The organism is Longimicrobium sp., from assembly GCF_036399255.1.
Lineage (GTDB): Bacteria > Gemmatimonadota > Gemmatimonadetes > Longimicrobiales > Longimicrobiaceae > Longimicrobium.
In genome coordinates, this window is sequence record NZ_DASWNM010000016.1 from 134,108 (window position 1) to 159,952 (window position 25,845).

Annotated in this window: 26 protein-coding genes; all 26 read right to left on the reverse strand. The window is 69.8% G+C overall.

Going from position 1 to position 25,845, the window contains the following annotated elements:
• Nucleotides 1-65: 65 nt before the first annotated feature.
• Nucleotides 66-842, reverse strand: a complete 777-nt coding sequence (locus tag VGC13_RS01705) for a hypothetical protein (RefSeq protein WP_331123460.1) — start codon at nt 840-842, stop codon at nt 66-68.
• Between the two features lie 365 nt (nt 843-1,207).
• Nucleotides 1,208-1,456, reverse strand: coding sequence for a hypothetical protein (locus VGC13_RS01710; RefSeq protein WP_331123461.1), 249 nt, complete (start codon nt 1,454-1,456; stop codon nt 1,208-1,210).
• 598 nt (nt 1,457-2,054) lie between these two features.
• Nucleotides 2,055-2,939 carry an NAD(+)/NADH kinase gene (locus tag VGC13_RS01715; protein WP_331123462.1) on the reverse strand — a complete coding sequence of 295 codons (885 nt, stop codon included), beginning with the start codon at nt 2,937-2,939 and terminating at the stop codon, nt 2,055-2,057.
• Entirely contained in the window at nt 2,939-4,903 is a 1,965-nt protein-coding gene (gene dxs, locus VGC13_RS01720; protein ID WP_414682974.1) for a 1-deoxy-D-xylulose-5-phosphate synthase, read from the reverse strand. Before dxs ends, VGC13_RS01715 begins: the two co-directional genes overlap by 1 nt.
• Before the next feature lie 571 nt (nt 4,904-5,474).
• Complete coding sequence (locus VGC13_RS01725) at nt 5,475-5,936, reverse strand: divergent PAP2 family protein (protein WP_331123464.1); 462 nt, start codon at nt 5,934-5,936, stop codon at nt 5,475-5,477.
• Nucleotides 5,933-6,874, reverse strand: coding sequence for a farnesyl diphosphate synthase (locus VGC13_RS01730; protein ID WP_331123465.1), 942 nt, complete (start codon nt 6,872-6,874; stop codon nt 5,933-5,935). Before VGC13_RS01730 ends, VGC13_RS01725 begins: the two co-directional genes overlap by 4 nt.
• Nucleotides 6,871-7,125 carry an exodeoxyribonuclease VII small subunit gene (gene xseB / locus VGC13_RS01735; protein ID WP_331123466.1) on the reverse strand — a complete coding sequence of 85 codons (255 nt, stop codon included), beginning with the start codon at nt 7,123-7,125 and terminating at the stop codon, nt 6,871-6,873. Before xseB ends, VGC13_RS01730 begins: the two co-directional genes overlap by 4 nt.
• 120 nt (nt 7,126-7,245) lie before the next feature.
• Complete coding sequence (locus VGC13_RS01740) at nt 7,246-7,629, reverse strand: endonuclease domain-containing protein (RefSeq protein WP_331123467.1); 384 nt, start codon at nt 7,627-7,629, stop codon at nt 7,246-7,248.
• Between the two features lie 303 nt (nt 7,630-7,932).
• Nucleotides 7,933-9,390, reverse strand: coding sequence for an exodeoxyribonuclease VII large subunit (gene xseA, locus VGC13_RS01745; RefSeq protein WP_331123468.1), 1,458 nt, complete (start codon nt 9,388-9,390; stop codon nt 7,933-7,935).
• Nucleotides 9,387-10,298 (reverse strand): bifunctional 5,10-methylenetetrahydrofolate dehydrogenase/5,10-methenyltetrahydrofolate cyclohydrolase, encoded by a 912-nt coding sequence (locus VGC13_RS01750; protein WP_331123469.1) that lies wholly within the window; start codon nt 10,296-10,298, stop codon nt 9,387-9,389. Before VGC13_RS01750 ends, xseA begins: the two co-directional genes overlap by 4 nt.
• A 3-nt stretch (nt 10,299-10,301) precedes the next feature.
• Entirely contained in the window at nt 10,302-11,114 is an 813-nt protein-coding gene (locus VGC13_RS01755) for a TIGR00282 family metallophosphoesterase (protein WP_331123470.1), read from the reverse strand.
• Between the two features lie 447 nt (nt 11,115-11,561).
• On the reverse strand, nt 11,562-13,136 hold the full coding sequence (gene rny / locus VGC13_RS01760; RefSeq protein ID WP_331123471.1) for a ribonuclease Y: 1,575 nt from the start codon (nt 13,134-13,136) through the stop codon (nt 11,562-11,564).
• Nucleotides 13,137-13,352: 216 nt separating this feature from the next.
• On the reverse strand, nt 13,353-13,712 hold the full coding sequence (locus VGC13_RS01765; protein WP_331123472.1) for a four helix bundle protein: 360 nt from the start codon (nt 13,710-13,712) through the stop codon (nt 13,353-13,355).
• Between the two features lie 45 nt (nt 13,713-13,757).
• A complete protein-coding gene (locus tag VGC13_RS01770; RefSeq protein WP_331123473.1) occupies nt 13,758-14,066 on the reverse strand; it encodes a cell division protein ZapA in 309 nt (102 codons plus the stop codon).
• Nucleotides 14,063-14,401 (reverse strand): hypothetical protein, encoded by a 339-nt coding sequence (locus tag VGC13_RS01775; RefSeq protein ID WP_331123474.1) that lies wholly within the window; start codon nt 14,399-14,401, stop codon nt 14,063-14,065. The genes VGC13_RS01770 and VGC13_RS01775 overlap by 4 nt, the downstream gene beginning before the upstream one ends.
• Nucleotides 14,382-16,742, reverse strand: coding sequence for a phenylalanine--tRNA ligase subunit beta (gene pheT, locus VGC13_RS01780; RefSeq protein ID WP_331123475.1), 2,361 nt, complete (start codon nt 16,740-16,742; stop codon nt 14,382-14,384). Before pheT ends, VGC13_RS01775 begins: the two co-directional genes overlap by 20 nt.
• Nucleotides 16,743-16,943: 201 nt before the next feature.
• Nucleotides 16,944-17,954 carry a phenylalanine--tRNA ligase subunit alpha gene (pheS, locus tag VGC13_RS01785; RefSeq protein ID WP_414682975.1) on the reverse strand — a complete coding sequence of 337 codons (1,011 nt, stop codon included), beginning with the start codon at nt 17,952-17,954 and terminating at the stop codon, nt 16,944-16,946.
• Between the two features lie 224 nt (nt 17,955-18,178).
• Nucleotides 18,179-18,538, reverse strand: a complete 360-nt coding sequence (rplT, locus tag VGC13_RS01790) for a 50S ribosomal protein L20 (protein WP_331123477.1) — start codon at nt 18,536-18,538, stop codon at nt 18,179-18,181.
• Nucleotides 18,539-18,580: 42 nt separating this feature from the next.
• Nucleotides 18,581-18,775 (reverse strand): 50S ribosomal protein L35, encoded by a 195-nt coding sequence (gene rpmI, locus VGC13_RS01795; RefSeq protein ID WP_170037397.1) that lies wholly within the window; start codon nt 18,773-18,775, stop codon nt 18,581-18,583.
• A 4-nt stretch (nt 18,776-18,779) separates the two neighbouring features.
• Nucleotides 18,780-19,343: a translation initiation factor IF-3 gene (gene infC, locus VGC13_RS01800; protein WP_349264167.1), complete on the reverse strand. Its 564-nt coding sequence runs from the start codon at nt 19,341-19,343 to the stop codon at nt 18,780-18,782.
• A 475-nt stretch (nt 19,344-19,818) separates the two neighbouring features.
• The gene (locus tag VGC13_RS01805) at nt 19,819-20,013 is read right to left on the reverse strand and encodes a hypothetical protein (protein ID WP_331123479.1); all 195 of its coding nucleotides are present in this window, start codon (nt 20,011-20,013) and stop codon (nt 19,819-19,821) included.
• 329 nt (nt 20,014-20,342) lie between these two features.
• A complete protein-coding gene (locus VGC13_RS01810) occupies nt 20,343-21,032 on the reverse strand; it encodes a tetratricopeptide repeat protein (protein WP_331123480.1) in 690 nt (229 codons plus the stop codon).
• The gene (locus tag VGC13_RS01815; protein ID WP_331123481.1) at nt 21,029-22,060 is read right to left on the reverse strand and encodes a vWA domain-containing protein; all 1,032 of its coding nucleotides are present in this window, start codon (nt 22,058-22,060) and stop codon (nt 21,029-21,031) included. Before VGC13_RS01815 ends, VGC13_RS01810 begins: the two co-directional genes overlap by 4 nt.
• Nucleotides 22,057-23,043: a VWA domain-containing protein gene (locus tag VGC13_RS01820; RefSeq protein WP_331123482.1), complete on the reverse strand. Its 987-nt coding sequence runs from the start codon at nt 23,041-23,043 to the stop codon at nt 22,057-22,059. The genes VGC13_RS01815 and VGC13_RS01820 overlap by 4 nt, the downstream gene beginning before the upstream one ends.
• Nucleotides 23,040-23,939 carry a DUF4381 family protein gene (locus tag VGC13_RS01825; protein WP_331123483.1) on the reverse strand — a complete coding sequence of 300 codons (900 nt, stop codon included), beginning with the start codon at nt 23,937-23,939 and terminating at the stop codon, nt 23,040-23,042. Before VGC13_RS01825 ends, VGC13_RS01820 begins: the two co-directional genes overlap by 4 nt.
• Before the next feature lie 983 nt (nt 23,940-24,922).
• Complete coding sequence (locus tag VGC13_RS01830) at nt 24,923-25,798, reverse strand: DUF58 domain-containing protein (RefSeq protein ID WP_331123618.1); 876 nt, start codon at nt 25,796-25,798, stop codon at nt 24,923-24,925.
• Between the last annotated feature and the right edge of the window lie 47 nt (nt 25,799-25,845).

The following is a 25,845-nucleotide window of genomic DNA, read 5'->3' on the forward strand; positions in this document are numbered from 1 at the left end:
TCCACGGTCACCGTCTCGTCCGCAGGAAGATTCAGCGGGCGCATGCGCGAGTGTGTCCGTTCCATCTAGCCGCGCTCATAGAATAACAGGTAAACCTGCACCTTTCGATCAAGTGGTCGTGATGCCTCCTTGTACGCGAAGCCTTGCAGGATCGCTGAGGTTGCGGGTGTATTGCTGGGGCAGTTTGCAAGGTAGGGGTCGAGAAGGACCTCTTTCACATACCGCGCGCGTAAGTTGGGCAGATCTCTATTGGAGTACTTCGGGGGCTCCAGCAGGGGGATTCTCACCCGCGTGCGCCTGAAAGCAATGGGTGCAGCCGCGTCGAGTGGGGGCATTACCTCAACTGAGGTATAATTGTATGCCGAATCGAGTTTTTCCTGCCAGCCGTCCAACTCGCCATCCGCAAAGCCTCGAACGAGGACTTCGGCACGGACCGAGCGCAGAGTGAGCATCTGATTCACTGCATAGTAGAAGTCGATCAAGGTCCGTGCCCGGCCTTCGAGGTTGATTTCGAGAGAGGGACCAAGCGGTGATATTTTCACGGTGCCGCTTGCTTTGAGGTCGCCCAGCGCATCATCAAGAGGGCCAGAGTAATCAGAAATGCTGTCAATTAGCGCGCAGATCTCGCTCGTCGGCACTTCCTCCGGTGTTCCACCGAAGTCATCGAGCGTGTATCGCTGGGAATCAAACAAGTACGCGGCATTTGGGGATTCTTCCGGTCTACCCGAGAGCGTCAATACATACTGCATCAACGGCTGTGGGCCTGAATCGAAGATTAGATTTGCTGGTTGGACATCAACGTACTGGGTCCGCGACTGGATACGCTGAACTACCTTCTTCATCTGATCGTGGGGCGATCTCACGCATCCATTGACCGCTACCGCAATCGCACAGGTGAAGTAAATCGTGGCCGTCGTTCTCATAGTTCCGTAAGTCGGCAAGGCAGACTGGCCTAGGCACCAAGACTATAACACATAGTCAGGGTTACTAGGCCAGTACGCAAGAGCATTTGAGCCCAGCCGCTCCGCCTGATCGTCTTTATGCTCGGCTTCCAGTACGTGAGTTCGATTGGATTTGTCCTCGATAAGACTCACGCCAAGAGACGAGCTGGCTAACCGGACAGAAGGAGATGAGTGAGGCCAAGCCTTCGTGACTGGCTCCGAGACATGGTTCCCAATCTCACCAGCTCACAACCAAGCTCTGCTTCCTACGCCCCCTCGCGCTCCACCAGATCGCCCCACTTGAGCTTGCGGCGGAGGGTCTGGAAGAAGGACTGGCCGGGGAAGCGCACCAGGCGCACCGGTTGCTCCGCGCGGCGGGCGACGACGCGCTGGCCGGGGACCAGGCGCTCGTGCTCCTGGCCGTCGATGGCCAGGATCAACTCTTCAGTGGGCGACAGCACCTCCACCGTCACCGTCTCGTCGGCGGGAGCACCAGCGGGCGCACACCGGGTCAACGCGGCAACTGGTTACTGTACGGCACCGCATTGATTTGGTCTAGTCCGCGCCACATCTCGACTAATTGGCTGTCAACAGCAGGAACTCCTATCGCTCCCTTGGGAAGTCCTGCGTCATTGTTAGTTACTGAATGCGGCGAAGTATAGGGCTGAAAAGATGGATTGGGCTGCACAGGTGTTGGCGGGCTCACATCACTATAAGCGGGATCTTGACGGGGTGTAGACGACGCCTTCCCCTTCGGATTCTCATCATCGAGACCGACGATTCTCCGAGTTTCGGGCACTGTGATTGTAGCTATCACACTCAGTATTCCGACAAGCACGGCGGCTATCCCGATCCATTTTTCGGTCGTACGCTCTTTCTCGCCCATGATCTCATTCCCTCGCTTTCAACAAGCATGTTGGATACGAGATTCTCCAGTTGATATCCATAGAAGGCGCTCAGATAAGGAATGTCAATGATCCCTGGTTGGAGGTGGGGAGCGGAACATGGCGCTGATGAATATCGTGAGGTTGGCAGAAACGACCTCGTCAACAGCTACCTGTATTCACATCGCGCCGACGAGCTGTTCAAAGGCTGAAAGATAATGATCCTGAGTCAGGCCCCCTCGCGCTCCACCAGATCGCCCCACTTGAGCTTGCGGCGGAGGGTCTGGAAGAAGGACTGGCCGGGGAAGCGCACCAGGCGCACCGGCTGCTCGGCGCGGCGGGCGACGACGCGCTGGCCGGGGACCAGGCGCTCGTGCTCCTGGCCGTCGATGGTCAGGATCAGCTCCTCGGTGGGCGACAGCACCTCGATGGTCACCGTCTCGTCCGCGGGAAGCACCAGCGGGCGCACGCCCAGCGTGTGCGGGCAGATGGGTGTGGCGATGATGCAGTCCACCGTGGGCGAGACGATGGGGCCGCCGGCGCTGAGCGAATAGGCCGTGGAGCCGGTGGGCGTAGCCAGGATGATGCCGTCCGCGCTGTAGCTGCCCACCACGTCGCGCTGGGCGCGCATGCTCAGCCGAATGACGCGCGCGGCGCCCGTCTTGTGCAGCACCGCGTCGTTCAGCGCCCGGTGCACCTTGCCCGACCGGCCGTCCCCGTCTTCCGCGTACACCTCCAGCGCCATCCGCGCGTCGATCTCGAAGTCGCCGGCCAGCCAGTTCGCCAGCGCCTCCTCCACCTCGTCGCGCGGCGCGCTGGTCAGGAATCCCAGGTGCCCCAGGTTGATCCCCAGCACCGGCACCCCGTCCGCCGCCACCATCCGCGCGCCGCGCAGCAGCGTCCCGTCGCCGCCCAGCGTCACCAGCAGGTCCAGCCCGCGGCAGATGTCCGGCGTAAGCTCGTCCGCGCCGTCGCCCACGTGCCCGGCCAGGTCCGGCTCAAAGAACAGCGAGACCGCCTCCCGCCCGGCGAACGCCTGAAGGCGGGCGACGGTCTCGCCCAGGATTGCGTAGTTGCTGTGGCCGACGACGCCGACGCGGCGCGGTTCCGCCATCAGGCGGTCTCGGCCAGCTTTCGCAGCGGCTTGCCCAGCAGCTCGCGGGCCCGCGCGGCGATCCCCTCGGGCGTAAGCCCCAGCTCCTCCAGCAGCTCCGCGCGCTCGCCGTGCTCCACGAAGGCGTCCGGCAGCCCCATGGTGGCGCCGCGCACGCCGGGCCAGCGGTCCGCCACGTAGCGCCGCACGAACGCGCCAAAGCCGTTCACCTCCGTCCCCTCCTCCACCGTCAGCACGTAGCCGTGGCCGGGGAACAGCCGCTCCAGCGTGCGCTCATCCAGCGGCTTGATGAAGCGGCAGTCGACGACGGTCGCCGACACCCCCTCGCGCTGCAGCGCCTCGGCCGCGGCCACGGCCGGGATCACCATGGTCCCCGTGGCCAGAATGGCGACGTCCTTCCCCTGCCGCAGCGTCTCCCAGGTCCCGTGCGGGATCGGCGCCACGTCGGAGACGGGCTTCGGCAGCGCCGGCACCAGCTCACGGGGGATGCGGATGGAGAACGGGCCGCCCTCGTGCGACAGCGCCGTGCGCAGCAGGCCGATCAGCTGGTCCGCGTCGCGCGGGGCGGTGATGGTCATCCCCGGCACGGACAGCATGTAGCCGATGTCGATGCCGCCGTGGTGCGTGGGCCCGTCGTCGCCCGCGATGCCGGCGCGGTCCATTACGAACACCACCGGCAGGTCCTGCAGCGCCACGTCGTGCACGATGTTGTCGTACGCGCGCTGCAGGAACGTCGAATAGATGGCGACCACCGGCTTGACTCCCTGCGTCGCCAGGCCGGCGGAAAAGGTCACCGCGTGCCCCTCGGCGATCCCCACGTCGAAGAAGCGGGCGGGGTGCGCCTTTTCGAAGATGTCCATCCCCGTCCCCGTCGCCATGGCGGCGGTGATGGCGACCACCTTCTCGTCCTCCCGGGCCAGCTCCGTCAGCGCTTCGCCGAACACCTGCTGGTAGCGCGGCATCCCCCCGGCCGTGGTCTTCTTGAGCGGCGCGCCCGTCTCCCTGTCGAACAGCGCGGCCGCGTGCCACTTCACCTGGTCCGCCTCGGCCGGCGCGAAGCCCTTGCCCTTGGTGGTGAGGACGTGCACCAGGCGCGGCCCCTTCATCTGCTTTACCTGCTCGAAGGTGCGCACCAGGGCGTTGATGTCGTGCCCGTCCACCGGCCCGGCGTAGCGAAAGCCCAGCTGCTCGAACAGCATTCCAGGGACGAACATCCCCTTCATGGCGTCGTCGGCGCGCACGGCAAAGTGCTCCATCATCTCGCCGATGGTGCCCAGCCGGTTGGGCGCCGCGTGGATGAGGCGCTTGACCTCGTTGCGCAGCTTGTTGTAGAACGGCGAAGTACGGACGTCCGTCAGCTTTTTGTGGATGCCCAGGTAGCGGTGCAGCGCCCCCACGTTGGGGCTGATGGACATCTCATTGTCGTTCAGCACCACGATCAGGTCGCGGTCGGTGTGGCCGGCGTTGTTCAGCGCCTCGAACGGCAGCCCGCACGTCATGCTTCCGTCGCCGATGACGGCTACCACCTCGAAGTCCTCGCCCTTCAGGTCGCGCGCGGCCGCCACGCCCACGGCGGCGCTGATGCTGGTGCCCGCGTGCCCCGCGCCGAACACGTCGTACTCACTCTCATCGCGGCGCAGAAAGCCGCTCAGGCCGTTGCGCTTGCGGATGCTCTCCATCCGCTCGTTGCGCCCGGTAAGGATCTTGTGCGGATACGCCTGGTGGCCCACGTCCCAGATCACCTGGTCGCGCGGCGTGTCGAAGACGCGGTGCAGCGCCACGGTGAGTTCGACCGTGCCCAGGTTGCTGCCGAAGTGGGCGCCCTTGTGCTGCGACACCACGTCGATGATGCGCTCGCGCACGTCCACGCACAGCGCCGGCAGCTCCGCCTCGGGCAGCGCGCGCACGTCCTCGGGGGTCCTGACCGTATCCAGAAGCGACAAGGCTCGTCCTCGGTTCCACATCGTGTGCGGCGCGGGGCAGCATGGTCCGCGCCAACGTCCAATTTACCGCGCTGAGCCCCGCTCGTCCAATCATCCGCGCGGCAGATCCGTAACACCACCCCATCCAATCCGCTTTACAGTACAAAGCGCATGGGCGGATGTCAATCGTGCTCAGCAACAGAATGGCCTCACACGGAGTCAACGGAGTCAACGGAGTCAGCGGAGTTGTTCCGCGGCGACTCCGCCGACTCAGGAGTAAGGCCATTCGTTCTCGGATGGTGTTGGCGAAGCCCTCGCCCGTAATCCTCTCCTTCGCGCGGAGCGTGGGCGTCGCCCCAGGATCTGCAAGCTGAGCGACGGCATCTGTCGGTCACGCGGGGTTCCCGGGCGATGCCCGGGAGAGGGTTCCGCGCGAGGGGAGGGAGATTCTTCGGTCGCGCCAACAGGCCCCGGGGCTTTCCCGGCAGCTTGGGGCGGGCGCTCTCTCAGAATGACAGGTGTTTCCCCGGATTCGGTATCAGGCACCTCGGCATGCAGACAGATGCCGAGAGGCGGAGAGATCGGAACGTGGATGGCGCGGCGAAGAACCCGATCAGGGATACAGAAGAAAGGCGAGCACGGCGCCGTAGAGGGCGCCGACCAGCACCTCGAGCGGGGTGTGGCCCAGCAGCTCGGCAAGTCGCTCGGGGTCGATCTTGTGATGCGCGCGCAGTTCCTCGACCAGGCGGTTGAGCATGCGCGCCTGCTTTCCGGCGGCGCGCCGGATGCCGGTGGCGTCGTACATGGTGATGACGCTGAAGAACGCCGCCACCGCAAAGATCGGCGAGCTCCACCCCTGCCCGATCCCCACCCCCACCGACAGCGCCGTTACCGACGCCGAGTGCGCCGACGGCATCCCCCCCGTGCCGATGAGCCGGGTGAAGTCAGGCCGCCGCCGCCGGAAGATGGAGCGGATGAACTTGAAGCCCTGCGCCGTGAGCATCGCCAGAAAGGCGAGCGCCAGCGGCGGATTCCACGAAAGCAGCGGGGCGAACAGCTCGCGCAGCGCGTTCACCGCCCGCGCTCCAGCACGTAGGCCGCCAGCGCCTCCAGCTCAGCCGAGTGAATGCCGGCGGCGCGCAATGCGTCGACCGCGCGGCCCATCCGCTCCACGGCCATCTCCCGCGCCCGCTGCAGGCCGAAGAGCGAGGGATACGTCGCCTTGCCCGCGTCCACGTCCTTGCCCGCCGTTTTCCCCAACTCGTCGGCGGTGCGGGTGACGTCCAGCACGTCGTCCACGATCTGGAACGCCAGCCCCAGCTCGCGCCCGTACGCCGTCAGCGCCTCCAGCCGCGCCTCGTCCGCCCCCGCCGCCCGCGCGCCGATGCGCAGCGACGCCGCCAGCAGCGCACCCGTCTTCAGGCGGTGGATGCGCTCCAGGCCCTCCGCGTCCACGCGCGCGTCGGGCTGCTCTGCGCGCAGGTCCAGCCACTGGCCGCCCACCATCCCCAGCGCGCCGCCGGCCCCGCACAGCTCCGCCACCAGCCGGCCGCGCGCCGGCGCGTCCAGCCCCAGCTCGCGCGCGGCACCATCCAGCACACGCACGGCCGCGGGGATGAGCGCGGCGCCGGCCAGCAGTGCCGTGCCACACCCGTAGACGACGTGCACCGTGGGCCGTCCGCGGCGCAGGTCGTCGTCGTCCATGCAAGGCAGGTCGTCGTGCACCAGCGAGTAGGTGTGGACGATCTCCACCGCGCACGCCAGCCGGTACACCGCATCGGGCACGGGCCCCGGGCGCAGCACGCCGTACGCGGCGGCGCAGAGCGCGGGGCGCAGCCGCTTGCCCGGCGTGGCGAGCGCGTACAGCATGGCCTCGCGCAGCGTGTGCGACGCGCCCTGCGCCACCGCGGGCGCCAGGGTGTCGAGCGCGGCGTTCACCCGGTCGCGCTCGCGCGCCAGGAACGCGTCCACGTCGAACGACGCGGGCGAGCCGGTCAGGGCGGCAGCGGTCACGACGCCTCGGAAAAGTCTTCCAGGCGCGAGCCGCCGCCGCCGTCGTCCAGCAGCTGGCGGATGCGCTCGTCGGCGCCCTGCAGCACGCCCTCGGCAAAGCGCAGCAGGCGCACGCCCTCTTCGAACAGGGCCAGCGACTCGTCCAGCTCCAGCGACTCGCCCTCGATGCGCGCCACGATCTCGTTCAGGCGGTCGAGCGCGGCCTCGAAGGTCCAGCCGGCGTGCGGGTCGGCGTGTGTGGTGGTGGTCATATCAGCCAAACGTTCGAAAATCGAGTTTCGTGCGAGGAGGATGGTTTGGTGCGACCCGCGGGGCGCCCCCTCCGCTCGCTTAGGCTCGCACCTCCCCCAAAACTGCTGGGGGAGGTTGGGTTACGCATGCTCTCGAGCGCGCACCAGCTCAGCAGCAGCCGCTGCGATTGTTTGCACAACCGATGGCAGTTCGCGCATCACCTGCTCATTGCGAAAGCGGAGGAGACAGTAGCCGTATGCCTCCAGCACGCGCGTGCGCGCGGCATCCCGCTCGTGCTGTTCGTCGTGGACGTCGCCATCCACTTCCACCACCAGCTTGCAAGCGGGGCAGTAGAAATCGAGCACGAACCGCCCCACGGGATGCTGGCGCCGGAACTTCAGCCCGGCCACCTGGTTGCCGCGAAGCGCGCCCCACAGCTTCTCTTCCGCGACAGTGGGCGCCCGGCGCATGTCACGCGCCGCCTGCTCCACCACCGGCGTAGTACCGCGAATCGTTCTGCGCATCGAAATCCTCCGCGCAACGGATTGCAGTTCAACCTCCCCCGGCAGTTTCGGGGGAGGTGCGAGCCTAAGCGAGCGGAGGGGGCGCTCGCGGGTCGCGCAACTCTCGCCCCCATCACCACAGCTTCGCAGTTCAACCTCCCCCAGCAGTTTCGGGGGAGGTGCGAGCCTAAGCGAGCGGAGGGGGCGCCCGCGGGTCGCGCAACCCCTCGCCCAGTCACCACAGCTTCGCAGTTCAACCTCCCCCAGCAGTTTTGGGGGAGGTGCGAGCCTGAGCGAGCGGAGGGGGCGCCCGCGGGTCGCGAATCACTCCGCCCCGCTCACCTCCGCCCCCTCCACCCGCGCCTCCACCGTCCCATCCACCACCCGCAGCCGGAACGCCTCTCCGGGCGCGAAGTCGGCGGTGCGGCGCAGGACGCGGCCGGCGGGGTCCAGCGGCACGGCAAAGCCGCGGGCCAGCGTGGAAAGCGGCGAAAGCGCGTTCAGCTGGCCCGCCACGGCGGCGATCTGGTCGCGGCGGCGGCGGATGAGCTTTGCGTGCGCGTCGCGCAGGTCCAGGCGCGTGCCGAACAGCGTCTCGCGGCACGTGGCCACCGAGTCGCGCGTGCAGCGCGCCATCCGCTCGCGCAGCTCCGCCAGCTCCCGCCGCAGCGCTACCGCGTCCGGCACGGCCGCCTCCGCCGCCGCGGAGGGCGTGGGGGCGCGCAGGTCCGCCACCAGGTCCGCGATGGTAAAGTCCGTCTCGTGCCCCACGGCGCTGATCACGGGGACGGGCGACTCGGCAATGGCGCGGGCGACGATCTCTTCGTTGAACGCCCACAGGTCTTCGATGGATCCCCCGCCCCGCCCCACGATCAGCACGTCCGCGCACCCCGCCGCACCGATGCGCCGGATGGCCGCGGCGATCTCCGCCGCCGCGCCTTCGCCCTGTACCCGCGCGGCGCTCAGCACGATGCGCGTCCAGGGCGCGCGGCGGCGGATGACGGAGATCACGTCGCGCAGCGCGGCGCCGGCCGACGACGTCACGACGCCGACACACGCCGGGTGCGCCGGGATCGGCCGCTTGCGCATGGGCGAGGTCAGCCCCTCCGTCTCCAGCTTTACCCGCAGTCGGTCATAGGCCAGCTTGAACAGCCCCTCGCCCTTCGCCTCAACCTCGTTGACGACCAGCTGGAACTCGCCTCGGCCTTCGTAGATGGTCAGGCGCCCCAGGCAGCGCACCTCCATCCCCTCCGCCGGCTGCGTGGGGAGGCGTTTGGCCTCCTCGCGCCACATCACGCAGCGGATCTGCGAATCGCGGTCGCGCAGGCTGAAGTAGCAGTGCCCGCTACGCGCGCGGGTAAAGTTGCTGATCTCGCCCGACACCCAGAGCGCCGGGAACATCCCCTCGATCAGGTGCCGCGCCGCCGCGTTCAGCGTGGACGGCGTCCATCCCCCTTCCGGCGCACCCTTGGTGGACGGCACCTCCGCCTCGGCATCCAGCAGGCCGCCGGCTTCGTCCCCCATTCCCTCATCCATCCCCCGCCCCCCCAGCAACGCGGCAAGCGCGGACTTGGATCGTCCCGCCTTCTTGGACTTCGTGCTCCTGGCGCCCGCGCCCTTTGCCGGGCGGGTGGGCTTGGCCGGGACGAGCAGCTCCAATGGGTCGGGAAAGCCGGCGTCCGCCTGCTGCGCGGCCACGCGGCGCGCCACCTCGGCGTTCTGCGTCTCGTTCAGCGGCTCCGGCTGGGCGGCCGCGGCGGAGGAGAACAGGTCCCAGGTCATCGGACGGCGGCGGTCGCGCGGCGGTGCGACCGGTCGTGCGCCCGGCGCGCGGCGGTGATGGTGTTGCGCATCAGCATGGCGATGGTCATCGGCCCGACGCCGCCGGGGACGGGGGTGATGGCGGAGGCGATTTCGGACACCGCGTCGAAGTCCACGTCCCCCTTCAGCACGTACCCCTTGGGCGACGCGGGATCGTCCACGCGCGTCACCCCCACGTCGAACACCGCCGCGCCGGGCTTCACCATGTCGGCCGTGATCAGCCCCGGCTTGCCGACGGCGACGACGAGAATGTCCGCCATCCGCGTGTGCTGGGCGAGGTCGACGGTGTGGCGGTGGCAGAGGGTGACGGTGGCGTTGGGGCCCGGCGCCATCAGCAGGCTCGCCAGCGGCTTGCTGACGATCAGGCTGCGGCCCACGATCACCGCATGACGGCCGTGGGTGTCGATGCGCTCGCGCCGCATCAATTCCATGATCCCCTCGGGCGTGGCGGGGACGAAGCCGTTGGGATCGCCCACGAAGGCGCGGCCCACGTTCATGGGATGGAAGCCGTCCACGTCCTTGGCCGGGCTGACGCGCTCCAGGAAGGTTTTCGAATTCAGGTGCGGCGGAAGGGGCAGCTGCACCAGCAACCCGTGGATGGTGGGATCCGCGTTCAGCCCGTCGATGGTGCCGAACAGCTCGTCCGCCGTGGTCTCCGCCGGCAGCTGCACCAGGCGCGAATGCATCCCCGCCTCCTGGCACGCGCGCGCCTTGCTGCGCACGTACACCTCGCTGGCGGGGTCGTTGCCCACCAGCACCACGGCCAAGCCCGGCACGGTGCCCTCCGCGCGCAGCTGCGCCACCTGGGCCGCCACCTCGGCGCGGATGTCGCGCGCCACCGCCGTCCCGTCGATGATCCTTGCCGGCATCGTCTATTTTCGCTTGAACTCGCCCTGGAGCACCCGCTCGTAGGGAACGTCCACCCGCTCGATGGAGCGCGCAAGCCCGGTGGTCTCGTCGATGTCCACCACCGCGCCCTGCAGGTGAAGGTCGCCGTCCGCGGGCTGCATCCGCTCGCCGCGCGCCACCTTCAGCTGCCGCTCGATGCTGATGTCGGCCTTCATCCCGATGATGCCGTCCAGCCCGCCCGTAAGCCCCAGGTCGGTGATGCGGGCCGTCCCCCTGGGCTGCACCCACTCGTCCGCCGTCTGCACGTGCGTGTGCGTGCCGACGACGGCCGCCACGCGCCCGTCCAGGTAGCGCGCGAACGCCTGCTTTTCGCTGGTGGCTTCGGCGTGGAACTCCACCACGATCACGTCCGCCTGCCCCTTGAGCTCCGCCAGCATGGCGTCGACCGCGCGGAAGGGGTCGTCGATGGCGGCCATGAAGGTGCGGCCCTGCAGGTTGAGCACCGCCAGCCGCGTCTGCCCCACGGGGATGACGACGGAACCGTGTCCCGGGTTTCCGGGCGGGTAGTTGGCGGGGCGCAGCAGGCGCGGCTCCTTGTCCAGCAGCGGCAGGATCTCCTTTTTGTCCCACACGTGGTTGCCGGTGGTGATCACGTCCACCCCCGCCTCGAAGAACTCGGCCACGCCGTCCGGGATGATGCCGAACCCGCCCGCCGAGTTCTCACCGTTGGCCACCACGACGTCCGCGCGCACGTCGGCCTTGACGAGCCTCAGCAGCTGCTTCAGCGCCCGCCGCCCCGGCGACCCGATCACGTCCGCTACGAAGAGAATCCGCACGTAATGCTTTCGATTCTGATGAGCTGATTGAACTGCGCCGGCACGTATCGAACTGCGTCCGCGGGGTGCCCCTCCCCCGGCCCCTCCCCGTTCGTTCCTCACGGAGAGGGGAGAATTCGATCGCGTTACCTCAGCGACCGCTTTGGCCGTCATCCCCCAACCGTCTACGTGGCAGGCACTTGCCCCACCACCTGCCCTGATAGTCCGCGAAGGCGGACTTCGTGTGGTTGTTGCAGCGAATTCATTCGCCCTTGCGGCCCTTCCCACCTCTTCTCCAGAACGCCTTCCGCGCGCGGAGAATACACCCTCCGAACTCTCGGCGCGACCCCACACCGAACATAAACCGAAATAGCGTCACCTGTCCAGCGGACACAACCCGACACGAAGGGCCCGCGCTCCCTGCATCGGGAGGCGCGGGCCCAGCTTACGTCGTGCGAGGGAAGGGGATCAGCGCGCGAAGTCGACCGCGCGGGTTTCGCGGATCACCACCACCTTGATCTGCCCGGGATACTGCAGCTCGGCCTCGATGCGGCGGGCGGTGTCTTCGCTCAGCTGCGTCATCTGCTCGTCCGAGATGGCCTCGGGGGTCACCAGCACGCGCAGCTCGCGGCCGGCCTGGATGGCGAAGCAGCGCTCCACGCCCGGGAAGCTGGTGGCGATCTCCTCGAGCTTCTCGAGCCGCTTGACGTACGTCTCGAACATCTCGCGCCGCGCGCCCGGCCGCGACCCGCTGATGGCGTCGCCGGCCGTCACCAGGAACGACTCGGGATACAGGTGCGGCTCCTCGTCGTGGTGCGCCTTGATGGCGTTGAGCACCTGCGGCGGCTCGTTGTACTTCTTGCAGAGGTTGTAGCCCAGCTCCACGTGGGTGCCCTCGTGCTCGTGGGTCATTCCCTTGCCCACGTCGTGCAGGATTCCCATCCGCTTGGCCATGGTGGCGTCGAAGCCCATCTCGGCGGCCATGTTGCCGGCCAGGATGGCGACTTCCTTGGCGTGCAGCAGCTGGTTCTGCCCGTACGACGTGCGGAACTTCAGGCGCCCCAGCACCTTGACCACCTCCGGGTGCACGCCGTGGATCCCCAGCTCGTACAGGATCTCCTCGGCGGCCTCGCGCATGCCGTTCTCCACCTCCTTGCGCGCCTTGGCCACCACCTCCTCGATGCGCCCGGGGTGAATGCGCCCGTCCGACACCAGCTTTTCAAGGGCGATGCGCGCCGTCTCGCGCCGCACGGGATCGAAGCCGCTGAGCACCACCGCCTCGGGCGTGTCGTCGATGATGACGTCGATCCCCGTGAACTGCTCGAACGCGCGGATGTTGCGCCCCTCGCGGCCGATGATGCGCCCCTTCATCTCGTCCGACGGCAGCGCGACCACGGAGACCGTCGTCTCGGCCGTATGGTCGGCGGCGATGCGCTGGATGGCCAGCGAGATGATCTTCTTGGCCTCGCGCTCGCCGTCGCGCTTGGCTTCTTCCTTGATCTCGCGGATGCGCTGGGCGGCGGCGGCCTTGGCCTGCTCCTCCATGTCGTGCATCAGCTGCCGGCGCGCCTCGTCGGCGTTCAGCCCGGCCAGCGCCTCGAGCCGGTGCTGCACCTCGTTGATGCGGGCCTGCAGCTCGCCGCTCTGTGCCTCCACCTGCTTTTCGCGGTTCGCCAGCTGCTGGGCGCGGCGCTCCTGCGCCTCGCTCTTCTCGTCCAGCGCGTGCAGCTTGCGGTCCAGCGTCTCGGTGCGCTCCTGCGACCGGCGCTCCAGGCGGTCCACCTCGTCGCGGCGCTTGGCCTCTTCGCGCTCCCACTCCTCGCGGGCGCGGATGGCCTCTTCGCGCCCCTTGAGCACCTCGGCCTTGCGCAGGCTCTCGGCCTCCTGCCGTGCCGCGGCGCGAATGCGCTCCGCCTCGTCCTCGGCCGTGGCCTTGGCGGCGACCAGCCGGGCCTGGGTACGCGAATCGGTGACCGACTTGCCGCCAAAGAAGCCGGCGGCGCCCGCCACGACCGCCGCCAGCGCGATCAGCAGAATTTCCATCGTGTGTCTTTATTCTCAGCGCGGGCGTACCCGCGGCCGGTGCAAATGAAAACGGTGGCGGACCGATACACCTTCCTGCCACCGTTGATTGCTGAGCCCTGCTCAGTCAGCGCGACGTCATTGGGCCGCAACGGGAAAAGATACGCGGAGTTACGGGAACGTCGCAAGGGATAGGGAACAGGTTACAGGGGACAGGTTACAGCCTGCACCCGGTCCTCACGCTACCAGGCGCATCCGCAGTCGCGTAAGCATCTTGCTGACCTCGGTGACGAGGTGCAGTGACGCGGCGACCTGGTTTTCCGAAAGATAGTTCAGGCGCACGGCCAGCATCAGGAAGGTTTCCGTTTCCATCAGCGAGCCCTTCGCGATGGAAAGGAAGTGCGCGTACTCCTTTGCGGTCGATCGCGCATGCCCCTCCGCGATGTTCGCCGGGACTGACGCGGCGGCGCGGGTGATCTGCGACGTCAGCCGGTACCGTTCGTCTACGGGGAACCGGGACGAGAGCCCATACACCTGCACCGTCAGGTCCATGGCCTTCTGCCACACTACCAGCTCGCGATGCGACGTAATCCTCATCCCTCACCCCCCATCCCCGCAGGCTGTCCCCTGTCCCCTATTCCCTCATTCCACCGTCTGCGCGTCCTCCAGCATCGCGGCGATCTCAAGCGTCTTCGCCTCGATCTCGGCGCGCAGGCGCTCGACCTCCTGACGGGCGCGAAAGAGCTCGTCCGTAATCGACAGTGAGGCGAGGATGGCGGCGCGGAAGGGCTCCAGCGTGGGAAAGCTGGGGAGCGCGCGCAGGGTGTCGTCCACGTGCTGCGCAACGGCGCGCGTGTACTCCGGCGGCATGTCGGAGCGCAGCACGTGCCGCTCGCCGGCAATCTCGACCGTGACGGACTGCCGCACGGGCGGCGCCTTGCGGCGGCTCACGGGCGGTTCTCCAGCACGGACAGGCGCGCCAGCAGGCCGCTGACCCGCTGCCGCGCCTCGGCCGCGCGGCTGGTGAGCACGGCGTTCTCCGCGCGCAGGCGCCGCAGCTCGTCCCCCGCCTCGTCGGAGGGGAGGGGGCCCAGCGCGGTCAGCTTCTCCAGCTCCGTCCGCAGCCGCTGCACCTCGTGCTCCGCCTCCACCGCGCGCCGGCGCCACTCGCCCAGCGCGGACGCGGCGCCGCGCGCGGCCTGCTCCAGCCGCTCCCACCCCGGCGTCTCGGCCGGCGCGGGGGCGTCCGGCAGCGCCAGCGGTGGCTCAGCGGCGCCGGACGCCATGCCGCTCCTCCAGCGCGGAGAGCACGCGGCTCACCGCGCCGTCCACCTCCGCATCCGTCAGCGTGCGCTCGGGGGCGCGGAAGCGCAGGCGGAACGCCAGGCTGCGCGTCCCCTCCGGAATCCCCTTCCCCTCGTACAGGTCGAAGGGATACACCTCCTCCAGCAGCGCGCCCGCCGCCTCGCGGATGGTGGCGGACACGTCGGCCCCGCGCGTTCCCGTGGGCACCAGCAACGCCAGGTCGCGCTCGGAGCCGGGGTGCACGGGGAGCGGCTGGTAGCGCACCTCGCGGCGCGACGCCGCGGCGGCGGGAAGCCGCACCTCCACCACGAACACCGGACCGGCCCACGCCGGCGCATCCACCTCGCCCGAGGCGGCGACGCGGCCGTTCCCGATCTCTTTTCCATCGACCGAAACCGTGAACGCGCCGTCCGCCCCATCCACCGTGGCGCCGGGGTGCTCGGCCGCCAGCTCCTCCATCAGCCCCTTGAGGTCCCACGCGTCCCAGTCGGGCGCGGGGCCGGACCAGTGCGGCGGGCGGCTGGCGCCGGTGAACACCGCCGCCACGCGCCGCTCCTCGCCCGCCACGCGCCCCTCCGCCGCGGGAAAGAAGACGGCGCCCACCTCGAACAGCCGCACGTCGCGGACGCCGTGCGCCAGGTTGTGCTCCGCGCGGCGCAGAAGGCCGGGCACCAGGCTCGTCCGCAGGAACCCTTCCTCCGCGGAGAGCGGGTTCAGCAGCGGCACCGCGCCGGGCGACTCGGCCGCGAACGCCGCCGTCACCGACTCCAGGAAGCCCCAGCGCACCAGCAGGTCGCGCATCCGCCGCTCCACCGCGATGGACGGGTGCTCGGGGACGGAGGTGGGGCGGAACGGGCGCATGGCCTCGGGGAACGAGTCGTAGCCGCGCCGCCGCGCGATCTCCTCGATCACGTCGATCTCGCTGGTCACGTCCGGACGAAATCCGGGGACCAGCACCAGCATGGGCCGCGGCCGGGTGTTCACCTCGAAGCCGATGGGATCCAGCAGGTCGCGGATCTCCGCCGCGGAGACGGGAACGCCGAGCACCTTCTCCACCCGCTCCTCGCGCACGCCCACCTTCAGCCGCTCGAACGGGTGCGGGCACAGGTCCACCGCGCCCACCGCCTGCCCGCCGGCGACCGCCTGGATCAGCTCGATCACGCGGTGCAGGGCCGCGGGCTGCCCCTCGGGGTCCACGCTGCGCTCGAAGCGGTGCGACGCGTCCGTGTTCAGCCCCAGCCGCCGCGCCGTCCGGCGCACCGCGCGGGGATCGAACAGCGCCACCTCGATGAACAGGTCCGTGGTGGACTCGCTCACCTCGCTGTTCTGACCGCCCATCACCCCCGCCAGGGCCACCGCGCCCTCGCCGTCCGCGATCACCACGTCGGTGGGCTCCAGCACGCGCTCCACCCCGTCCAGCGTGGTCAGCCGCTCGCCCGCCTGCGCGCCGCGGACGACGACGCGCCCGCCGCGCAGCAGGGCCAGGTCGAAGGCGTGGATGGGCTGCCCCAGCTCGTGCAGCACGTAGTTGGTGGCATCGACCACGTTGTTGATGGGCCGCACGCCAATGGCCCGCAGCCGCGTCGCCAGCCACTCGGGCGAGGGGGCGATGGAGACGCCGCGCACCACGGCGCCCATGTAGCGCGTGCACCCCTGGTCGTCCTGGATCTCGACCTCCACGCCGGCCACATCGCGCTCGCGGCGGCCGGGGGTCACCGGGCAGGCGTGGCCGCGGCTGGCGGGAAAGCGCGGCAGCTCGATGCCGTCCTCGCCCCGCGGCGCCAGCTCGCGCGCCACGCCCAGGTGCGACAGCAGCTCGCCCCGATTGGGCGTCACGTCCACCACCAGGAGGTGGTCGTCCAGCCCCAGCGCCTGCCGGAAGTTGTCGCCGGGGTTGAAGTCGCCGCGCAGCGTCATCAGCCCCGAGTGGTCGCGCCCCAGCCCCAGCTCGCGCGCGGAGCACAGCATGCCCTCCGACGCCTCGCCGCGCAGCTTGGCCTTCTTGATCTCGAGCCCACCCGGCAGCGTCGCCCCGATGGGAGCAAAGGGATACAGCCCCCCCGCCTCCACGTTGGGCGCGCCGCAAACGACCTGCACGCGCTCGCCGCCGCCGGCGTCGACGGTGCACAGGCGCAGGCGGTCGGCGTTGGGGTGCTGGCGCACCTCGTCGACGCGCGCGATGACCACGTCGCCGATCTGCGCGCCCAGGTCCACGACTTCGTCCACCGGCGCGCCCAGCGTGGCGAGGCGCTCCGCGATCTGGTGCGGCGTGCCCTGCAGGCCGGGCGCGATGGACTGGAGCCAGCGATAGGAGATGTTCATGGACGGCCAGGGACCAGGGAATAGGGAACAGGAAATAGGGAATAGCGGGCGATGGTTTCGGTGCGTCCGCGGGCTCCCTGCCCGGTTCCCGGTGTTTGTCGTTGCTTCGGCCTCTCAGGGATCAGGGGATCGGGGAGGAGGATCGGGACGCCGCGCAGTTGCCGTTGCAGGCTATTCCCTATTCCCTATTCCCTGCCTTCCTCAAACGAACTGCCGCAAAAACCGCATGTCGCTCTCGTACAGCAGCCGGATGTCCGGCAGCCCGTAGCGCTGCATGGCGATGCGCGCGGGGCCCATGCCGAAGGCGTAGCCGGTGTACTTCTCGGGATCGTACCCCACGTTGGTGAACACGCTGGGGTGCACCATGCCGCTCCCCATGATCTCCATCCACCCCGTGTGCTTGCAGGCGCTGCACCCCGCGCCCCGGCAGATGCGGCACGACACGTCCACCTCGGCCGACGGCTCGGTGAAGGGGAAGAACGAGGGCCGGAAGCGCGTCTTTGCGTCCGCGCCGAAGAAGCGGCGCACGAACTCGCTGATGGTGGCCTTGAAGTCGGCGAAGGTGATTCCTTCGTCCACCGCCAGCCCCTCCACCTGCGCGAAGGCGGGCGCGTGGCTGGCGTCGAACGGGTCGCGGCGGTACGCCATCCCCGGCACCACCACGCGCACCGGCGGCGCATGGTTCTCCATCACGTGCGCCTGCACCGGCGACGTGTGGGTGCGCAGCACCACTCCGTCCGACAGGTAGAAGGTGTCGTGCATGTCGGCGGCGGGGTGGTCCAGCGGCGTGTTGAGCTTGCTGAAGTTGTACTCGACGGTCTCCACCTCGGGCCCGGCCACGCGGCTGAACCCCAGGTCGCGAAAGATGTCGCAGATCTCGTCGATCACCAGCGTCACGGGATGCACCCCGCCCTCCCAGCGGCGCCGGCCGGGGAGCGACAGGTCGATGCGCGGCCCCGCGTCCGCCGCGGACGCGAACGACGCCGCCCGCTCGTCGAGCAGCGCGCCGAGCGCTTCCTTGACCCGGTTGGCCTCCGCGCCCACCACCGGCTTTTCCTCGGCGCCCAGCTCGCCCAGGCGGCGCAGGATGCCGGTCAGGCGGCCCTTGCGGCCCAGGTACTCGGTGCGCAGCGCCTCCAGCGCGCCCGCGTCGCCGCCGGCGCGGGCGGCCTCCAGCCCCTCGCGCTCCAGGTCGCGGAGCTGTGCCAGCAGTTCTTCGGTTACGGTCGTCATCGTCTGTCTCTGCGTGGCGCCTGCGTGCCTTGTCCGAAACTTAGCCGCCGGTGCCCGTTTGGCTACCCCGAGCGCCAGGGACCGGCGAATGCCGTTGCAGGCTATTCCCTATTCCCTGTTCCCTATTCCCTGCAGTACAAACGAAAGCGGCGCCGAGGGAGAACCCCGGCGCCGCTTGCGCAAGCCGAACCCGTGTGCCGCGCTCAGGCGGCCAGGCTCTGCTTGGCGGCGCTGGCCAGCTGCGTAAACGCGTTGGGATCGCGGATGGCGAGGTCCGCGAGCACCTTGCGGTCGATCTCGATCCCGGCCTTGTTCAGGCCGTCCATCAGCCGCGAGTACGAAAGCTCGTTCTGGCGGGCAGCCGCGTTGATGCGGATGATCCACAGGCGGCGGAACTCGCGCTTGCGGTTCTTGCGGTCGCGGTACGCGTACTTCCGTGCGCGCTCCACGGCCTCCTTGGCCGTCTTGTACAGGTTCTTGCGACGGCCAAAGTAGCCCTTGGCGGCCTTCAGGATCTGGTTCTTGCGCTTGAGTCGCGCAACGTTGGTGCTTACACGCGGCATGTCATCCCTCCCGTTTCTACGAGGTCGTAAGGTTCAGCGAAATCAGGAGGCGAGCAGGCGCTTTACGCGCTTCTCGTCGGCGTGCGCCAGCATGGTGGTGCCGCGCAGGTTCCGCTTACGCTTGGGCGACTTCTTGGTTAGGATGTGGCTGTGATACGCGCTGCCGCGCTTCACACGGCCCTTGGCCGTGACCTTGAAGCGCTTGGCGGCACCGCGGTGGCTCTTCATCTTGGGCATTGAACTACCTTTCGTCCGCCGCGCCCGCGGGTGCGGCGGTGGGTTGGCTGGTCTGCTGTGGCTGCGGCGCCTTTACCAGGGGGGCAAGCACCATCACCATGCTGCGGCCTTCAAGCATGGGATGCGCCTCCACCTTGGAAACGTCCTGCAGCTCCTGGAACACCCGGTCCAGCACCTTGCGACCGTACTCCGGATGGGCCATCTGGCGCCCCCGGAACATCATGGTGAGCTTTACCTTGTTCCCCTCTTCGAGGAACCGCTTGGCGTGGCGCACCTTGAAGTCGAAGTCGTGCTCCTCGATCCCCGGGCGCATCTTCACTTCCTTCAGCTGCACGTGGTGCTGCTTCTTGCGCGCCTCGCGCGCCTGACGCTGCTCCTCGTACTTGAACTTGCCGTAGTCCATGATGCGGCAGACCGGCGGACGTGCCAGCGGCGCGACCTCTACGAGGTCAAGCCCCTGCTCTTCCGCGATCTCCATCGCCCGTTCGATCGGCAGAATTCCGAGCTGCTCACCGTCCGTGCTGATCACACGGACGGGGCTGATCCGGATCTGCCGGTTCACACGCATCTTCTCGTTGATACGCCGCTCTCCGGTTTGTCGGGTTGGTGCCGGCCAAAAAAAGGACGGACCTGAAGCATTCGTTCAGGTCCGTCCATGCGCTGCACGAACGGACCCGTCCCGGGGGGACGGCCGCTCGCGCCTCGCGCGGACCTGGCAGCATCGCACGCCCAGGGCGCACGAGCCGTACAGGTGAGGGACCTGCCGGTCCCCACTTTCCAGCAATTCGGCGCGATAATGTAGCGAAAGAGAGTGCGTCCTGTCAACAGGACAGCCCCGGCAGGGAAAACGGGGCCCTCCCCGCTCGTTCCTCACGGAGAGGAGAGAATTCGATCGCGGCCCTTTGGTCACCGCCGCACCCCCGGATGTCATTCCGAGGGAGGCGCCGCGCCGCAACTTGCTTTCACGCAGTCCCCCGGCGCCGACCGAGGAATCTACTCTCCGTCTGCTCGCAACCGCGGAAGCGCACCGCACCCGCCCTGACTCATCGTGCAGCGCGCATCCTGGGTAGCCGGCGCGCAACAATCCCCATCTGGATCACGATCCCCGCCCCCCACAGCACGGCCCCGGACCGCGAGAGCAACTCCTGCGGGTTCACCGCCAGGATCGCCCCCAACCAGATCAACACCCATGAGGCAAGGACAAGCCGCTTTGCTCGATGGTCTGTGCGCTCGCTCATCTTCCCCCCTCCGTCTGGAGTTGTGATGCCAATGCAGGCAAATATAGCGGAGTCTCCGACGCGACTGTAGCCGCGGCACCGGAACGCGAGGCAGATCACGAGGACTCCGACGGTAGATTCCTCAGTCGCGCGCAGGCGGCGGTGGCACGGACGATTTCTCGCGGCGCTCCTTCGGAATGACAGCTTGGTGCGCGAGCGAATCCTGACGGCGCTCCTTCGGAATGACAGCGTGGTGCACGGCCGCGAGCAGGTGAAGCCCCGCGCGGTTTGCGGGGCTTTCCGCCGTTGTTGCGGCGAGTTTACTCGCTCCCGCATCCCTCGGACGCAGCCTACCAGTCGCGCACGCCGTGGATTCGGGTCTGGTCCTGCTTGAGCTGCTGGCGCTGGATGCGCTGCTCGCGCGCCTCCGCGCCGGCCAGGATGCGCTCCGCCTGCTCCGGCGTCATCGGCCGCCCGGCACCCTCGCCGCCGGTACCCTGCCGGGGCTGCGGGCTGGCGGGGGACGGATCGTTCTCGCCCCCACCGCCGCTGGGGTTCTCGTTCTTCTCATCGTCCCCGCCACCGCCGCCGGATTCGTTGCGCAGCAGGCGGTTGGCCAGCTCCAGGTTCCACTTGGCGTCCGCGTCGTCCGGGTTCTGCAGCAGCGCGCGGCGGTAGTGGCTGATGGCGCGCGTCAGCCGCTCACGGCGCTGCTCCCGCGGCACGCTGCCGGCCGCCACGGACTGCAGGTCCGCGCCGCCGGCGTTGTACGCGCCGCGGAAGCGCGTGTCCGCCGACGCACGGGCGCGGGCGGCAGCCTCCAGGTGCGGACGTGCCTCGTCGTGGCGGCCCAGCCGCAGCAGCGTGGTGCCCAGGTTGTAGCGTACGGCGGCGGACGAGTCGCCCTCCGCCAGCGCGCGGGCGTATCCCCGCGCCGCCGCCGCGTAGTCGCCGCGGCGGTACGCGCGCTCCGCGTCCGCCAGCACCCCGCCGCCGATCAGCGCCGCGGCGGCGGCAACGATCATCATCCCGCGCATCATCCCCCGCTCCTCCTGCGCCCGCGTTCGGCCACCGCGTCGAGCGCGACGAGGGCGAGCGCCAGTCCAAGGAACCACTCGTAGCGGTTGTCCGGCGCGGACGAGCTCCGTCCGCGCGCGGCGCGCCCGCCCTGCGCGGCCACGCGTGCAAGCTCCGCCACGCCGCGCGCGTCCGGCATCAACCGGTGCGTTCCGCCCGTCTGCCGCGCGATGGTGCGCAGCGTCGCCTCGTCCAGCCGCGAGACGGCGACGGATCCGTCCGGCTCGCGCTTGAAGCCGCGCAGCCGGCCGGTCTCGGGATCCACGTCCGGGACCTGGCCGCCCGCCGCCGTCCCGATCCCCACCGTGTGGACGGGAACGCCCAGGCGCCGCGCGTGCCCTATGGACGCGGCCACCAGCTCCCGCGGCTCCAGTGCTTCGCCATCGCTCACCAGCACGATGGAGCCGCCGGTGGGCCCCTCGTCCGGCCCGCCGAGCAGCGCCAGCGCCTGGCGCAGGGCGGAATCCAGCGAGCTGCCGCCCTGGTTCACGATCTCGGGCGAGAGCGCATCCAGGTACAGGTGGATCGCGGACCCGTCGGAGGTCAGCGGCGAGAGCGCGTGCCCGCTACCGCCGAACGCGATCAATCCCACCCGCGACCCCGCCAGCCGGTCCACCAGCGCCCGGGCCAGCACGCGCTCCCGGGCCAGCCGCGACGGCGCCACGTCCTCCACCAGCATGGAGTTGGATGCATCCAGCACCAGCACCACGTCGCCCCGCCCGCGCTCGCCGCCGCCGTCCGCATCCCCCCAGCTGGGCCCCGCGGCGGCGACGCCCAGCAGCGCGCCGGCGGGAAGGAGCAGCGCCGCGCGGCGGACGGGAAAGGCGCGCAGGTCCGTTCCCGCCAGCCGCCGCACCAGCGCGGGGTCGCCCAGCGCCTCGGCCACCTGGCGGCGGCGGCGCCACCACAGCAGCAGCGCGGCCAGCAGCAGCGCGGGAAAGAGCGCGATCAGGTGCAGGAGGAAGGGATCGCTCCACGCGGGCAGGGTCACGGCACCCTCCCCCAGCGGGTGGCGCGGAACAGCCACTCCAGGATCAGCACGGCCGCGCCAAAAAGCAGAAAGGGCAGGTACCACTCCGTGTAGCGCACGTAGCGCCGCGCGCGGACGGGCGTGCGCTCCAGCCGGTCGATCTCCGTCCAGATGCGGCGGAGCGCGTCCGTGTCCCTCGCGCGGAAGTAGCGGCCGCCGGAGACGGTGGCGATCTCGGAAAGCAGCTTCTCGTCCACCACCGTGCGCGCCAGGCCGTAGCGCACACCCACGCGGGTGAGCGCCACGGGAATGCGCGCCACCGTGTCCGCCCCCATCGCGATGGTGTACACGCGGATCCCTAGCACCGCGGCGGCGCGGGCGGCCTGGCGCGGATCCACGTCGCCGCGGTTGTTGGCGCCGTCGCTCATCAGCACCACCACCTTGGAACGCTCCTCGGCGCGGCGCAGGCGGGCGGCGGCGGCGGCCAGCCCGTCGCCGATGGCCGTCCCCTCGCCCAGCCCGCCGGACTGCAGCCCGCCCACTGCCTCCGTCAGCACCGCGTAGTCGCGGGTCAGCGGCACGCGCGTCATCGCCTCCGCCGCGAACGCGACCAGGCCGATGCGGTCGTTCTCGCGCCCCTGGATGAAGCGCGCGACGGTCTGCTTGGCGGCGCCCAGCCGGTTCCGCGGGCGCAGGTCTTCCGCCAGCATGGACTGCGACACGTCCACCGCCAGCACGATGGCGATCCCCTCCGATTCCTCTTCCACCACGCGCGCGCCCGTCCGCGGCCCCGCCAGCGCCAGCGCCAGCAGCCCGAAGCTGAGCGCGCGCAGCACGTCCGGCACCGCGCCCATCCACCGTCCCCGCCCCCGCGCCGCCTCCGCCGCCGCCCCGGCGCGCGCGAACGCCACCGCCTCCGGCCGCGCGCGCCGCAGCCACCACGCCCACAGCGGAATCAGCAGCAGAAGCAGCAGCGCCCACGGGTTCTGGAATCCCCCCGTCATCGCCCCGCCCCCGCGTCCGCCAGCGCCGGCGCGTCATCCGCCTGCTCCGCGCGGAAGGTCTGCACCCAGCGGCGCGCCGCCTCCCAATCGTGCAGCGCGCGCTCGGGCGTGGGATGGCGGCGGGCGAACTTCGCCAGGTCCGCGTGCATCAGCGCGCCCGCGACGCTCTCCACGTCCTCCTCGCGCGCGCCGGTGCGCCGCAGGTGATGGAGAAGCTCCTGCGTGGTCAGGTCCGTCCCCAGCGCCGGGTCCGCCGCCGCCGCGAACTCGCGCAGGATCATGCTCATCCCCGCGCTGAACGCCTCCACGTCGCGTTCGATCGGGGACGCCGCGCGCAGCCGGTCCAGCTCCGCCAGCGCGTGCCCCCGCGGATCGGCCGGTGCGGCCGCGCGCGGACTCCGGCGGCGGCGCATCATCCACCAGACGAGGAGCGCGATGAGGAGCACCGCCGCCGCGATCCACGCCCACGTCCAGGCGCGCTGGGGGATGGGGAGGATGTCCTTGGGTGGACGCGGCTGCGTGGAATCCGCCGGGAGCACGGCGTGCGTGGCCGGCAGCGGAATCCCGATGGGGAGCGCCTGCACGCCGCCGCCGGGGAGGGTGACGCGGACCTCCGCGCGCGCGGCACTCGGCGGATCCGCCGTCCACAGCACCATCGTGGCGACGGCGCGGTGCAGCCCGGTGGAATCCGGCGGATAGGTGCGGATGGAATCCACCGTCTGGTAGGCGCCGTCCGCCGCGGGCGGCACCACCAGCTGCACCCGCGCCCCCGCCGGCGCGCGCACGAACACCGCCGCGCGAAACCGGTCGCCCACCGTGATCGCCGAATCCGGCTCCACGTGGATCGAGGCGACCGCGATGGTGTCGGCGGAGAGGACGCGTGGTTGCGCGGCCAAGCCGGGCGCCACGAAGGACAGGGCCAGCAGGGCGATGAATCCGATGATGCCGCGCGAGGAGCACGCCCCCTCCGCTCGCTTAGGCTCGCACCTCCCCCAAAACCCCTGGGGGAGGTTGGGATGCCGATGAATCGGGGCTCTACGAACGGGATCGAGCTGCGCCAGAGAGGGCCCCCTCCCCCCGGCCCCCTCCCCCCCTACGCGGGAGAGGGGGAGAATTCGATCGCACTCCGGCGGGCTGACCACCTTGGCCGCTTTCTCCCAACCCGCAACGTGGCAGGCACTTGCCGTTACCCCAGCGTCGCCAGTCCGCGAAGGCGGCCTTCGTGTGGTTGTTGCAGCGAATTCATTCGCCCGTGCCGGCCCGCACCCCAGCATCGGGGCTGCCGCGGGGCTGCAGGCTCGGCGAACAGGATCGAACTGCGCCCGAGAGGGCCCCCTCCCCCCGACCCCCTCCCCCGCTGCGCCGGAGAGGGGGAGAATTCGATCGCACTCCGGCGGGCTGACCACCTTGGCCGCTTTCACCCAACCCGCAACGTGGCAGGCACTTGCCGCTACCCCAGCGTCGCCAGTCCGCGAAGGCGGCTTTCGTGTGGTTGTTGCAGCGAATTCATTCGCCCGTGCCGGCCCGCACCCCAGCATCGGGGCTGCCGCGGGGCTGCAGGCTCGACGAACGGGATCGAACTGGCGTCCGAGGGGGCCCCCTCCCCCCGGCCCCCTCCCCCGCTGCGCGGGAGAGGGGGAGAATTCGATCGCGCTCCGGCAGGTTTCTTCAGTCGGGCCACTCTGCTCCGACATGGGTCGAAGCGCGTCACCTCTCCCCCAGGTTTTTTGGGGGGAGAGGCCGGGAGAGGGGGCGCCTTGCGGGCGCCAGCGCAATGCGTTTCGCAGCACCGCCGAAGTTCTCCCCTCTCCGCGAGGAACGAGCGGGGAGGGGCCGGGGGAGGGGCCCCCCGCGGACGCAGCGTCGTGCCTGTCGAGGCTCATCGACGCAGCCGGCGCTCGCGGCGGCGAAAGAAGGAGATGACGGCGGTGGAGACGGGGCGGTCCGTGCGCAGCTCGATCTCCTCCATCCCCAGCCGGCGAAAGACGCGCGCAAGCTCCACCCGCTCCCGCTTCGCCGCCTTCGCGAAGCGCTCGAACGCCGCGTCCGTATCCACGTACTCCGCGCGCCCCGTCTCCGGGTCCATCATCCGCAGCACCCCCACCTCGGGCACCTCCGCGTCCGCCGGGTCCGCCAGCACCACGGGGATCACGTCGTGCCGCACGGCGATAAAGCCCAGCGCGCGCTCGAACCGCGCCCGCGCCTCGTCCTCCATCTGGAAGTCGCTGACGAGAAAGACGATGGAGCGCGACCGCAGCACCCGCCGCGCGTGCTCCAGCGCCGCCGCCAGGTCCGTCCCCCGCTCCGCCGGCTGAAAGACGAGCAGGTCGCGCAGGATGCGCAGCGCGTGGCGCCGCCCCTTCTGCGGCGGGACGAACGATTCCACGCGGTCCGTGAACACCAGCAGCCCCACGCGGTCGTTGTTGCGCACCGCCGACATCGCCAGCGTGGCGGCCACCTCGGGCACCATCTCGCTCTTGAAGCGCCCGCGCGTGCCCCACCGCTGCGACGCCGACAGGTCCACCGCCAGCAGCACCGTGAGCTCGCGCTCCTCCACGTACTTCTTGACGAACGTCTGCCCCGTGCGCGCGGACACGTTCCAGTCGATGGTGCGCACGTCGTCGCCGGGGACGTACTCGCGCACCTCCACGAACTCGATCCCCTGCCCCTTGAACACCGAGTGGTACTCGCCGGTGAACTGCGACGCCACCAGCCCGCGCGTGCGCAGGTCGATGCGCCGCACCTGGCGCATCACGTCCGCCAACCCGGGCGGCGGGGCTGGCTCTTTCACAATTTCAGCAG

Coding starts and splice junctions, on each gene's coding strand:
- rplT (WP_331123477.1), bottom strand. CDS start 18,538: ATGCCGCGTGTAAGCACCAACGTTGCGCGACTCAAGCGCAAGAACCAG.
- VGC13_RS01715 (WP_331123462.1), bottom strand. CDS start 2,939: ATGGCGGAACCGCGCCGCGTCGGCGTCGTCGGCCACAGCAACTACGCA.
- VGC13_RS01740 (WP_331123467.1), bottom strand. CDS start 7,629: ATGCGCAGAACGATTCGCGGTACTACGCCGGTGGTGGAGCAGGCGGCG.
- VGC13_RS01810 (WP_331123480.1), bottom strand. CDS start 21,032: ATGATGCGCGGGATGATGATCGTTGCCGCCGCCGCGGCGCTGATCGGC.
- xseA (WP_331123468.1), bottom strand. CDS start 9,390: ATGACCTGGGACCTGTTCTCCTCCGCCGCGGCCGCCCAGCCGGAGCCG.
- VGC13_RS01705 (WP_331123460.1), bottom strand. CDS start 842: ATGAAGAAGGTAGTTCAGCGTATCCAGTCGCGGACCCAGTACGTTGAT.
- VGC13_RS01820 (WP_331123482.1), bottom strand. CDS start 23,043: ATGACGGGGGGATTCCAGAACCCGTGGGCGCTGCTGCTTCTGCTGCTG.
- pheT (WP_331123475.1), bottom strand. CDS start 16,742: ATGAACATCTCCTATCGCTGGCTCCAGTCCATCGCGCCCGGCCTGCAG.
- VGC13_RS01805 (WP_331123479.1), bottom strand. CDS start 20,013: ATGAGCGAGCGCACAGACCATCGAGCAAAGCGGCTTGTCCTTGCCTCA.
- rpmI (WP_170037397.1), bottom strand. CDS start 18,775: ATGCCCAAGATGAAGAGCCACCGCGGTGCCGCCAAGCGCTTCAAGGTC.
- VGC13_RS01765 (WP_331123472.1), bottom strand. CDS start 13,712: ATGAGGATTACGTCGCATCGCGAGCTGGTAGTGTGGCAGAAGGCCATG.
- VGC13_RS01775 (WP_331123474.1), bottom strand. CDS start 14,401: ATGGCGTCCGGCGCCGCTGAGCCACCGCTGGCGCTGCCGGACGCCCCC.
- VGC13_RS01750 (WP_331123469.1), bottom strand. CDS start 10,298: ATGCCGGCAAGGATCATCGACGGGACGGCGGTGGCGCGCGACATCCGC.
- rny (WP_331123471.1), bottom strand. CDS start 13,136: ATGGAAATTCTGCTGATCGCGCTGGCGGCGGTCGTGGCGGGCGCCGCC.
- xseB (WP_331123466.1), bottom strand. CDS start 7,125: ATGACCACCACCACACACGCCGACCCGCACGCCGGCTGGACCTTCGAG.
- infC (WP_349264167.1), bottom strand. CDS start 19,343: ATGCGTGTGAACCGGCAGATCCGGATCAGCCCCGTCCGTGTGATCAGC.
- dxs (WP_414682974.1), bottom strand. CDS start 4,903: ATGTGGAACCGAGGACGAGCCTTGTCGCTTCTGGATACGGTCAGGACC.